The 11,646-nt window shown below is 69.6% G+C and carries 9 protein-coding genes and 1 riboswitch; of the genes, 7 read left to right on the top strand and 2 right to left on the bottom strand.

Translation table 11 applies throughout. The features are described 5' to 3' along the window. Positions 1-36 precede the first annotated feature (36 nt). The 6 genes from U5A56_RS31545 to U5A56_RS31520 all read left to right on the top strand — a co-directional run bounded on the left by U5A56_RS31545 (position 37) and on the right by U5A56_RS31520 (position 7,530). Complete coding sequence (locus U5A56_RS31545) at positions 37-549, top strand: chemotaxis protein CheW (RefSeq protein ID WP_321926385.1); 513 nt, start codon at positions 37-39, stop codon at positions 547-549. Next, complete coding sequence (locus U5A56_RS31540) at positions 546-1,967, top strand: CheR family methyltransferase (protein WP_321926380.1); 1,422 nt, start codon at positions 546-548, stop codon at positions 1,965-1,967. The genes U5A56_RS31545 and U5A56_RS31540 overlap by 4 nt, the downstream gene beginning before the upstream one ends. Before the next feature lie 45 nt (positions 1,968-2,012). Further along, positions 2,013-2,717 carry a chemotaxis protein CheW gene (locus U5A56_RS31535; protein WP_044849304.1) on the top strand — a complete coding sequence of 235 codons (705 nt, stop codon included), beginning with the start codon at positions 2,013-2,015 and terminating at the stop codon, positions 2,715-2,717. Then, the gene (locus U5A56_RS31530; protein WP_321926378.1) at positions 2,714-5,029 is read left to right on the top strand and encodes a hybrid sensor histidine kinase/response regulator; all 2,316 of its coding nucleotides are present in this window, start codon (positions 2,714-2,716) and stop codon (positions 5,027-5,029) included. The genes U5A56_RS31535 and U5A56_RS31530 overlap by 4 nt, the downstream gene beginning before the upstream one ends. Continuing rightward, positions 5,026-6,045 (top strand): chemotaxis response regulator protein-glutamate methylesterase, encoded by a 1,020-nt coding sequence (locus U5A56_RS31525; protein WP_044846626.1) that lies wholly within the window; start codon positions 5,026-5,028, stop codon positions 6,043-6,045. Before U5A56_RS31530 ends, U5A56_RS31525 begins: the two co-directional genes overlap by 4 nt. Positions 6,046-6,105: 60 nt before the next feature. Continuing rightward, positions 6,106-6,209, top strand: a riboswitch (Fluoride riboswitch). Positions 6,210-6,288: 79 nt separating this feature from the next. Continuing rightward, positions 6,289-7,530, top strand: a complete 1,242-nt coding sequence (locus U5A56_RS31520) for a voltage-gated chloride channel family protein (RefSeq protein ID WP_044846625.1) — start codon at positions 6,289-6,291, stop codon at positions 7,528-7,530. Between the two features lie 94 nt (positions 7,531-7,624). Here the strand turns inward: U5A56_RS31520 and U5A56_RS31515 are convergent, their stop codons facing one another. After that, positions 7,625-8,338, bottom strand: a complete 714-nt coding sequence (locus U5A56_RS31515) for a riboflavin synthase subunit alpha (protein WP_321926375.1) — start codon at positions 8,336-8,338, stop codon at positions 7,625-7,627. 254 nt (positions 8,339-8,592) lie between these two features. On the opposite strand from U5A56_RS31515, the gene U5A56_RS31510 reads away from it, so the two are divergent. Then, positions 8,593-9,564 carry a phosphatase PAP2 family protein gene (locus U5A56_RS31510; RefSeq protein ID WP_044846623.1) on the top strand — a complete coding sequence of 324 codons (972 nt, stop codon included), beginning with the start codon at positions 8,593-8,595 and terminating at the stop codon, positions 9,562-9,564. Positions 9,565-9,643: 79 nt separating this feature from the next. Here U5A56_RS31510 and U5A56_RS31505 read toward each other — a convergent pair whose 3' ends face one another. Next, complete coding sequence (locus tag U5A56_RS31505; protein ID WP_321926373.1) at positions 9,644-11,506, bottom strand: ABC transporter ATP-binding protein; 1,863 nt, start codon at positions 11,504-11,506, stop codon at positions 9,644-9,646. Between the last annotated feature and the right edge of the window lie 140 nt (positions 11,507-11,646).

Raw genomic sequence — 11,646 nt, 5'->3', positions numbered from 1 at the left:
GTTGCGCACCAGCGTGTCGCGCTTCAAGGTCGACGCGTGACGCGCGCCGAGTCGCACGGCGCCGCGCACGCGCTGTTCCTGATGTTCGAGCTCGACGGCGAGCGCTACGCGCTCGACGCGGCCGACATCGACGAGGTGTTGCCGCTCGCGACCACCAAGGCCGTGCCCGGCGCGCCCGAATGGATCGCCGGGCTGCTGATGCGCGGCGGCCAGCCGGTGCCCGTGATCGACGTGCCGATGCTGGCGCTCGGACGGCGCGCGCATGCGTTGCGTTCGACGCGACTGGTGATGGTCCGCTACCGCGCCGGGCAGCTCGACCGCGAGCGCGTGATCGGCCTGATCATCGAGCGCGCGACGCAGACGCTGCGGATCGACCGCACGGCGTTCCGCGCCAGCGGCGTATCGACCGCGCGCACGCGCTGGCTCGGGCGCGTCGCGAACACGCCCGACGGGATCGTGCAGCAGGTCTCGGTGTCCGACCTGATCGACGACGTTGCGCGCCTGTATCTGTTCGACGGCCTGCCGGGCCACGGAGGGGAATCCGCATGAAAGAGTCCGATTCGCGATTTCGCGGCTGGCTGCTGCGCGAGACCGGCATCGACCCCGATTCGCTCGGCAACGATTTTCTGAGCCGCGCGCTGACGGAGCGCGTGCAGGCGCTGCAGGGCGACGGCGAGCGGCTGCCGTCGGCGGCGCGGCCGCCCGTCACGCCGGAAGCGCTCGACGCGTACTGGCAGCACCTCAACGCGTCGGCCGACGAACGGCGCGCGCTGATCGATCTGTTCATCGTGCCGGAGACGTGGTTCTTCCGCGATCGCGAGGCGTTCGCAACGCTCGCGCGGCACGCGGCCGAGCGGCTCGCCGCGACGCCCGGGCGCGTGATCCGCGTGCTGAGCGCGCCGTGCTCGACCGGCGAGGAGCCGTATTCGGCGGCGATGGCGCTGCTCGACGCCGGGCTCGAGCCGGCCAGCTTCACGATCGACGCGCTCGACCTGAGCCCGCGCGCGATCGAACAGGCGCGGCTCGGCTGCTACGGGCGCAATGCGTTTCGCGGCACGGCGACCGAGTTCCGCGGCCGCTACTTCACGCCGGTCGCCGACGGCTGGCTGCTCGACGAGCGCGTGCGCGCGTGCGTGCAGTTTCGCCAGGCGAACCTGGTCGAACCCGGCACCGATACGGGCATCCGCTACGATTTCGTGTTCTGCCGCAACGTGCTGATCTATTTCGACCGCGACGCGCAGGACCGTGTGATCGGTTCGCTCGAAAGCGCGCTCGCCGACGACGGCATGTTGTTCGTCGGGCCGGCCGAAACGGGCGTCGCGATGCGGCACGGGATGCGTTCGGCCCGCGTGCCGCTCGCGTTCGCGTTTCATCGCGGGCGCGATGGCGCCGCGGCGGACGGGTACGCGGCCCGCCATGCGGCACCGCTGCCCGCGGTTGCGCCGTACCGGCGCGCCGAGCGTTTCGCCGTGGCGCCGCCGGCTGCGACGCGTCCGCTGCTGGCCGTCGTCCCGCCGACGTGGCGCGATGCCGCGCCGTCACGCGCTGCCTTTGAGCCGGCCGGGCGCCCGACGGCATTCGGGCCGCGGGCCGACGTGCGCGTCGACCCGCTGGCCCATACGGCGAACGTGGCCGACACGCCGGCGCCGGCGGCCGCCGACGGCGCCGCGCCGACGCTCGAGGAAGCGCAGGCGCTGGCCAACGCGGGCGCATTCGACGAGGCCGAGCGCGTGCTCGCGCAGTTCTCCGCGCACGCCGGGCCGCACGCCGACGCGTTCTACCTGAACGGACTGATCGCGGATGCGCGCGGGCGCGTCGCGGAAGCGGGCGATTTCTACCGGAAGGCGCTGTATCTGCGGCCGACGCACCACGAAGCGCTGACGCATCTCGCGACCTTGCTGGACGTCGGCGGCGACGGCGCCGGCGCGCAATGGCTGCTCGAGCGTGCGCGGCGCTCGGCCGGATAATGAGAATACGGGTTGGGAGCCGACATCGGGATGACCGAGGAACGAATGAACCGCGACGCCGTTGCCACTGACGACACGACGATCGGCGTCGACGATTGCTGGAACCGGATCGGCACGCACGGCGACCGCTCGTGCGAGCGGCTGGCCGATTGCCTGCGCTGCCTGAACTGCCCGGTCTACGCGTATCACGCGGCGAAACTGCTCGAACGCCCGCTCGGCGCCGCCGAGCTGGCCGACGCGACGCAGCGGATCAGCGCGTTCGACGCGACCCGCGCGCACGGCGACGACGATACGCATCAGGCGGCACTGGCGTTTCGCGTCGCCGACGAATGGCTCGCGCTGCCGATCGGCGTGCTGCGCGAGATCGCCGGCACGCGTCCGATCCATTCGCTGCCGCATCGCCGCCATTCGGCCGTGCGCGGCGTGGTCAACATTCGCGGCACGCTGCGCATCGCGATCTCGATCGGCGCGCTGCTCGGCCTCGACGCGGGCAAGGGCCGCGAGGGTGGCGCGGACGGCCGTTTCACGCGGCTGCTGGTCGCCGCGCACCAGGGCGAGCCGGTGGTGTTTCCGGTCGACGAGGTCGAGGGCGTGCTGCGCTTCGGCGCATCCGAATGGGTGCCCGTGCCGGCGACGGTCGGGCGCGCGAGCGCCGGCCTGTCGCGCGGCGTGCTGTCGTGGCGCGGCAAGTCGATCGGCTTGCTCGACGACGATCGGCTGTTCGACGCCGTGACACGGAGCATGCGATGAGCGGCGATGACGATCTGAGCCAACTGTCGCTGCTCGAGCTGTATCGCGAGGAGACGCGCACGCAGACCCAGGCGCTGTCCGAGCGCCTGCTCGCGCTCGAATCGGGCGAGCCCGACTCCGTCGCGCTCGAGGCGTGCATGCGCGCCGCACATTCGCTGAAGGGCGCCGCGCGCATCGTCGGCGTGCCGCTCGGCGTCGACATCGCGGGGCGCATGGAAGAATGCTTCGTCGCGGCGCAGGCCGGCACGATCGCGCTGACGGCCACGCATGTCGACGTGCTGCTGGCCGGCGTCGACCTGCTGGTGCGCGTCGCCGATCCGCAGGCGCAGCCCGTGTCGCCGGCGGAGATCGAGGCGTTCGCGCTGGCGCTGACGGGCGCCGACGGCGCGCACGCGATGCCGGCACCGGCTTTCGCGCCGCCGCCGGCGGCCGCGGTGCCGTCCGTCGTGCCGTCTCGCGAGCACGACGGCGCCGCGAACGAGCCCGTGGGGGCCGGCGCCGCGGTGCCGCCGCTCGCGCTGCCGGCGGCCATGCCCGATCCGGTCCAGGCCGGCCGCGCGGCCGGCGCGGGCGCGATGCGCCGCGTGCGGGCCGATACGCTGAACCGGCTGCTGAGCCTGTCCGGCGAGTCGCTCGTCGAATCGCGCTGGCTCAAGCCGTTCGCGGAATCGATGCTGCGCGTGAAGCGCGCGCAGCGCGATGCGGCCCGTTCGCTCGATCTGTTGTACGAACAGTTTGCCGACGATCTCGACGCGGGCGTGCTCGCGTCGGTGAACGAAGTGCGGCACATGCTCAACGACCTGCAGCGTTCGCTCGCCGAGCGCATGGACGAATTCGACCGCTTCGAGCGGCGCAGCACGCATATCGCCGAACAGCTGTACGACGAGGCGCTGCAGTGCCGGATGCGGCCGTTCGGCGACGCGACGCGCGCGTATCCGCGGATCGTCCGCGATCTCGCGCGCTCGCTCGGCAAGCAGGTGCGCTTCTCGATCGTCGGCGAAGGCACGCAGGTCGACCGCGACATCCTCGACCTGCTCGACGCGCCGCTCGGCCACCTGCTGCGCAACGCGATCGACCACGGCGTCGAAGCGCCCGACGCGCGCCTCGCGCGCGGCAAGCCGGCCGAGGCGAGCGTGACGCTCGAAGCGCGGCATAGCGCCGGCTCGCTGCTCGTCAGCGTGATCGACGACGGGCCGGGTGTCGACATGGATGCGTTGCGCGCGGCGGTCGTGCGCCAGCGCCTGACCGACGACGAGACGGCTGCGCGGCTGTCCGATCCCGAACTGCTCGAATTCCTGCTGCTGCCGGGTTTCTCGATGCGCGATGCGGTGACCGACGTGTCGGGGCGCGGCGTCGGCCTCGACGCGGTGCAGGAGATGGTGCGCGGCGTGCGCGGCGCGGTGCGCATCTTCAACGAGCCCGGCGCGGGCATGCGCTTCGTGCTGCAGTTGCCGCTCACGCTGTCGGTGATCCGCAGCCTGCTGGTCGAGGTCGGCGGCGAGCCGTACGCGTTCCCGCTCGCGCACGTGCGCCGCACGCTCGAACTGTCGCACGACGACATCGACGTGCTCGAAGGCCAGCCGCATTTTCCGTTCGACGGCCGGCGCGCGGGCCTCGTCGCCGCGCACCAGCTGCTCGATGCCGGCGAGCCCGGCGTCGCGCGCGCGAGCACGGCGGTCGTGGTCGTCGGCGGCGAGCCCGAGCTCTACGGTGTCGCCGTCGACCGCTTCCTCGGCGAACGGATGCTCGTCGTGCAGCCGCTCGACAGCCGCCTGCACAAGATCCAGAACATCGCGGCCGGTGCGTTGCTCGAGAACGGCGACCCGGTGCTGATCGTCGATGTCGAGGACCTGATCCGCTCCGTCGACAAGCTCGTGCGTGGCGGACAGCTCGCGAAACTCACGCGCGACCGGCAGCTCGCGCTCGCCGACCGGCGCCGCCGCGTGCTCGTCGTCGACGATTCGCTGACGGTGCGCGAGCTCGAGCGCAAGCTGCTGGAAAAGCGCGGCTACGACGTGACCATCGCGGTCGACGGGATGGACGGCTGGAATGCGGTGCGCAGCGACGCGTTCGACCTGGTCGTCACCGACGTCGACATGCCGCGCATGGACGGGATCGAACTCGTCACGCTGATCAAGGGCGATCCGACGCTCAAGCGCGTGCCGGTGATGATCGTGTCGTACAAGGATCGCGACGAGGATCGCCGGCGCGGGCTCGACGCCGGTGCCGACTACTACCTCGCGAAGAGCAGTTTCCACGACGAGGCGCTGCTCGACGCGGTGCACGACCTGATCGGGGACGCACGCGGATGAACATCGGCATCGTCAACGATCTGCCGCTTGCCGTCGAGGCGCTGCGCCGCGTGATCGCGCTGCGCACGGATCACCGCGTGCTGTGGGTGGCGACCGATGGCGACGAGGCAGTGGATTTCTGCGTCGCGCATCCGCCCGATCTCGTGCTGATGGATCTCGTGATGCCGAAGCTCGACGGCGTGGCCGCGACCCGGCAGATCATGGCGCGCGCGCCGTGCGCGATCCTGATCGTGACCGCGAGCGTCAGCGCGAACACGTCGTCGGTCTACGAGGCGATGGGGGCCGGCGCGCTCGACGCGGTCGACACGCCGACGCTCGCGCTCGGCCTGCCGTCGGATGCGGCGCCGCAGCCGCTGCTCGCGAAGATCGACCAGATCGGCCGGCTGCTCGAAAGCCGGACCACGACGCTCGTGCCGCCCGGGCCGGCACCCGCGCGCGGCCAGCCGACGCTGATCGCGATCGGCGCGTCGGCGGGCGGGCCGACCGCGCTCACCGCCCTGTTGCGCGCGCTGCCGGCCGATTTTCCGGCTGCGCTCGTGATTGTCCAGCACGTCGACCAGGCGTTCGCGGTCGGCATGGCGGAGTGGCTCGACGGCTATACGCGGCTGCCCGTGCGCGTCGCGCGGCAGGGCAGCGTGCCGCAGGCGGGCGAGGTGCTGCTCGCGGCGACCAACGATCACCTGTACATCTCGCCGCGCGGCGTGCTCGGCTATACGCGGCATCCGGCCGAGACGCCGTACCGGCCGTCGATCGACGTGTTCTTCAACAGCGTCGCCGACGGCTGGGAGGGCGACGCGCTCGGCGTGCTGCTGACCGGGATGGGGCGCGATGGCGCGCTCGGGCTGAAGGCGATGCGCGCGAAGGGGTGCTACACGATCGCGCAGGACGCGGCGACGAGCGCCGTCTACGGGATGCCGAAGGCGGCCGCGGCGATCGGCGCGGCGTCGGCGATCCTGCCGCTCGACCGGATCGCGCCGCAACTGATTTCACGCGTGACGCGCATGCCGCTCGACTGACGGCGCGCCGCGGCCCCGGCGGGGCCGCATTGCGCGCGCCGTGCGGCGTCGCGTACAATTGCCGCCTGCGGAGATGGCATGCCTCCCTGCGGTCGATCCCGGCGCGTCGCGCGCGGTTCGGTCCTCAACCGCCGGTTTGCCCGGCTGATGATGCCTGCGTGTTCCTGGGTCGTCAGGAGGTCGCAGGCCGTCCATGCGGTATTCTGCCGCCCAGGTTTTGATGTCCCGTCGAATCTGGAAATCATGTTTTTCTCGACTTCTGCCGATTTTTTCGCGACCGTGCGCTACGTGTGCCGCTGGCTCGCGCTCTCTGCGTTGCTCGGCGCGCTGGCCGGCACGGCTTCCGCGTTGTTCCTGATCGCGCTCGACTGGGCGACCGGTACGCGCGTCGCGCATCCCTGGCTGCTGTGGGGGCTGCCGGCCGCCGGTTTGGCGACCGGCTGGGTCTACCACCGGTTCGGCCAGTCGGTCGCGCGCGGCAACAACCTGCTGATCGACGAGATTCACGACCCGAAGGCGCTGGTGCCGAAGCGGATGGCGCCGCTCGTGCTCGTCGCGACCGTCGTCACGCACCTGTTCGGCGGGTCGGCCGGCCGCGAGGGCACGGCCGTGCAGATGGGCGGCGCGCTCGCCGATCGCGTCACGCACCTGTTCCGGCTCGATCGCGAGCACCGGCGCGTGCTGCTGATGGGCGGCATCGCGGCCGGGTTCGCGTCGGTGTTCGGTACGCCGCTCGCGGGCGCCGTGTTCGGGCTCGAGGTGCTCGCGATCGGCCGCGTACGGTACGACGCGCTGCTGACCTGCGTCGCGTCGGCGATCGTCGCGGATGTCGTGTGCCGCGCGTGGGGCGTGCATCACACCGCTTATGCGATTCCGTTCGTGCCGGCCGTGTCGGCGACGGGGCTGGCCGCGACGGTCGTCGCGGGTGTCGCGTTCGGCGTCGTCGGCCGGCTGTTCGCGTTCGCGACGCATGCGCTGACCGCGTGGTTTCGCCGCGTGATCCGCCATGCGCCGCTGCAGCCGGTGCTCGGCGGCCTGCTGGTCGCGGTGGCCGCCACCGTGCTGAACGTGCCGCAGTATCTCGGGCTCGGCATTCCGACGATCGAAGCCGCGTTTCACGGGCCGCTGCCGGCTTACGATTTCGCGGGCAAGTTCGCGTTCACCGTCGTCACGCTCGCGTCGGGGTTCAAGGGCGGCGAAGTGACGCCGCTGTTCTACATCGGCGCGACGCTGGGCAACGCGCTCGGACAGGTGCTGGCGCTGCCGGTGCCCGTGCTGGCGGGGCTCGGTTTCGTCGCGGTGTTCGCGGGCGCGGCCAACACGCCGATCGCGTCGACGATCATGGCGATCGAACTGTTCGGCGCGGATGTCGGCGTGTATGCGATCGTCGCCTGCGTGGTCGCCTATCTGTTTTCCGGACACGCGGGGATTTATCGCGCGCAGCGGGTGGCGGTGGGGAAGGGGGCGCAGGCGGAGGCGGAGTAAGGCGGCGTGCGGGGCGGCCGACCGGGCGCATTGCGCCGGAAACCGGCGCCCGGTGATCCCGAGCGTCACCGGGAACGGCGGCGTCCTTCGCCCGTTACGCCTTCGGCAGCTTCGCGACGTTCCGCGCGAGCAGTTCCTCGATATCGATGCCCTTCTCCGCGAGCAACGTCGTGACGACGCCGGTCAATTCCCCGAGGGTTTCCTTGACCGACTCGCGGATCGTATCCACGACGACCTGCGTGCTGCGCTCGATCTCGATATTGACCTTGTCGTCGACGCCCTTCGCATCGAAGGTGGTCGCGCGTCGCGTTTCGGGAATCAGCCAGACGTCGAACCAGCCTTCGTCGCGATTGACGTCCGACACGGTGAGGCTGCAGCCGTTGATCGCGATATAGCCTTTCGCAAACACGTAGCGCCTGAAATCGGCCGGCACGCCGATGCGGATCATCCGGTTGTGTTCGGACGACGCGATGTTCGCGATCGTTCCCATGAAATCGACGTGTCCGGACAGCGGATGTCCGCCGATTTCAGCGCCGTCCTTCGCGGCCCGCTCGACGTTGATCCGGGCGCCGGTCGTGAGGTCGGCGAGCGTGGTGATGCGCAGGCTCGGCAACATCACGTCGAAGTCGATCAGCTCGGGCGAATGGATGGTCGTCACGGTCAGGCAGACGCCGTCGACCGAGACGCTCGCGCCGATCTCGATGTCGGTGGTGAACCGCTCGGGGAATTCGATGCTGAACGTTCTCAGTTCGCCGTGATCCTTGATGGCCTTGATGACGCCAACACCCTGAACAATGCCTGTAAACATGATCCGCCTTTCGTCGCAAATTGCCTGGCCGGTATGATAAGTGATCCGGGCGGCCGGCGTCGGGGCCGGATGCGTCGGCGTCGCCTGACGGACGGCGGCGTATTATTCTCGAGCACCGGCTGGAATACGGTACGAGGCTATGGAGCGCGGTTGCACGATGCGCCTGCATTTGCGGGTGTACGGGGAACGCGGTACGTGCGGACAACGTCCGGCTCGAGCCTCGGGGATCGACAGAAAAGAACGAGAAAAGGGGTATGTCGAAGAATATGCGGAAAATCTACGTGACCGCGTGGTGGGTGACCATCATGCTGATAATCGTCGACGTGATCTGGGCATACCGCGTCGATTTCCGGATTGCGAAGGGCAGTCTGGTCGAAAGCGCGCAAATGCTGTCCGTCGTTCTTGCCGTCACCGCAGCTTCCTGGCTCGCCTCGCGCCCATCGTACAAAGTGCCGGCCAGGAAGGCGTTCTACGAGAATGTCGCGCAATCGTTCCAGTGGATCGCGTTGTTGTCGGTGTTCACGCATGCAGGCGCGCTCCTTCAGTATCTGGCTGTGGCGACCGATCTGCCGCTCGTGAGCGATGCGTTGGTATCGATCGATGCCGCGCTCGGGTTTCACTGGCTGCAAGCGTATAGATGGGTGACCGCAAATCCCGGTTGGCATGCCGTGCTCGGATTCGCGTATGCGTCCGGCAGCGTCCAGCTCCTTGCGATCCCGATCATTCTCACGCTGACGTCGAATTCGAAAGACTACGCCGAGTTTGCGGTGCAATTTATCGTCGCAGTCTTCGTGTCGATTCTGATCGCGGCATGGCTGCCGGCCGAGAGTGCGTTTCTTCACTTCGACATTCGCGATCCAGGTACGATTTCCACCGTATCGGACTTTGCGCCGTTGCGAAGCGGAGTCGTCCGGGAGCTGGCTTTCGCTTCGTCCCAAGGGCTCATTTCCTTTCCGTCGCTGCACACCATCCTTGCACTGTGCTTCGCGTACTCGCTGCGGCATGTGCGTATCGTCTTCCCGGTCGGAATCGTGCTGAACGGCATGATGATCGTATCGACGCCTACGCAGGGAGGGCATTACCTGTGCGACGTATTGTCGGGGCTGGTCATCGGCGTATTGCTGATTTACCTCGTTCGCAAGGGGTTTGCCGGGCAGCGCACGGCGGCTCGCGTGGCGCCGTCGAATGGAATCGACGACGCACGCAACGGCCTCGTGAATTCCTGACGATCGTATCGACGTCCCCGCGTGACGCAACCGGCCGCGGCGGCGGTGCGCCGCGCATCCAGTTGCGATCGGGGCGCCATCAGGCTTGCGCCGGCTCCCCAAGCGGCCCGGCATGACCGTCCGCCGTGCGCCGCGGCGGATCGTTCAGGCCCTTCGCGAGTTCCAGCGCCTGCCGCTCGAACAGCCGGCGATACGTCCCGCCGTCGATGCGGATCAGCGCGTCGTGGCTGCCTTCCTCGATCACCTTGCCGCGCTCGAGCACGAGCAGACGGTCGAGCGCGCGCACCGTCGACAGCCGGTGCGCGACGACGAGCGTCGTGCGCCCGACCATCAGTCGCTCCATCGCCTGCTGGATCAGCACCTCGCTTTCGCTGTCGAGGCTCGACGTGGCTTCGTCGAGGATCAGGATCGGCGCATCCGCGAGGAACGCACGCGCGATCGCGACGCGCTGGCGTTCGCCGCCCGACAGCTTGATCCCGCGCTCGCCGACGAGCGTGTCATAGCCGTCCGGCAGCGCGACGATGAAGTCGTGCGCGCTGGCAAGACGCGCGGCGCGCTCGATCTCCGCACGGCTCGCGTCGGGGCGCGCATACGCGATGTTCTCCGCGAGCGTGCGGTGGAACAGCACGGGTTCCTGCTGGACGATCGCGATCTGGCTGCGCAGCGAATCCTGCCGCACCTGCGCGATGTCCTGGCCGTCGATCGTGATGCGGCCGCCCGACACGTCGTACAGGCGCTGGATCAGCTTGATGAACGTCGTCTTGCCCGACCCGGAATGGCCGACGAGGCCCACGCGTTCGCCGGGCGCGATGCGCATCGAGAAGTCGTCGTACAGCGGCACCGGATGGTTGCCGTAGCGGAACGTCACGTGCTCGAAGCGGATCTCGCCTTGCCCGATCCGGATCGCGGGCGCGCCGGGCCGATCGTCGATGCCGAGCGGCTGGCGCTCGAGCGCGACGAGCTCTTCCATGTCGTTGACCGAGCGCTGCAGGTTGCGGATGTGCATGCCGACGTCGCGCAGGTAGCCCTGCAGCATGAAGAACATCGTCAGCGAGAACGCGATGTCGCCGACGCTCGCTTCGTCGTTCGCCCACAGCCGCAGCGCGACGCCGATCATCGCGGCCTGCATCGCGACGAGCATCGCGCCCTGCAGCCCGCCGTTGAACGTGCCGCGCACCCACGTGCGGCGCGTGCGCTGGCGCCACTTGCCGATCACGCGATCGAGCCGCGCTTCCTCGCGCGATTCCGCGCCGAACGCCTTGACGACCGCGTTGCAGCTCACGGCGTCGGCGAGCGCGCCGCCCATGCGCGTGTCCCACAGGTTGCCGAGCCGCGCGGCCGGCGCGACGATGCCGAGCGACACCGCGACCGTTACCGAGATGTACAGCAGCGAACCCGCACCGACGACGAGCCCCATCACCGGCCAGTGCGTGCCGAGCAGCACGGTCGCGCCGACGAGCATCGTGACCGACGGCAGCAGCGCGATCAGCACCGTGTCGTTCAGCAGGTCGAGTGCCCAGATCCCGCGCGTGATCTTGCGCACGGTCGACCCCGCGAAGCTGTTCGCGTGCCAGTCGGTCGAGAAACGCTGCACGCGATGGAACGACGCCGCGGCGATCTCGCTCATCATCTTCAGCGTGAGCGTGATGATGTTCAGGTAGACGCCCTGCCGCAGCAGCGTCGCGCCGATGCCGAGCGCGGCCAGCGTGCCGAACGCGGTGACGGCCGCATGCCACGCGGCGGCGCGGTCGGTCGGGCCGCTCGACAGCGCATCGACGAGGCGCCCGGCGAACAGCGGCGTGAGCACGTCGGCAAGCGCGCCGAGCAGCGCCAGCGTCGTGATCGTCGCGATGCGCACCGGCTGCTTGCGCCAGTAGCGGAACGTGAAGCCGAAGACGGCCTGGAATGCCTGGCCGCCCAGATGGGTGGTTTTTCTGGTCATGTATCGTTGCCCGGCGCATCGCGCGACGGGACTTTCCGGTTCGGAGAACGTCGAAAACGCGACAGCCGGACCGCGCGCACGACGCGGGCGAAACGAAACGGGCTGTCGGGAAATTGCGCGGGCGGGCGGGTTAGCGGAGC

Source organism: Burkholderia sp. BCC1998 (genome assembly GCF_905339875.1).
Taxonomy (GTDB): Bacteria; Pseudomonadota; Gammaproteobacteria; order Burkholderiales; family Burkholderiaceae; genus Burkholderia.
This window is presented reverse-complemented; position numbering and strand designations above follow the sequence as displayed.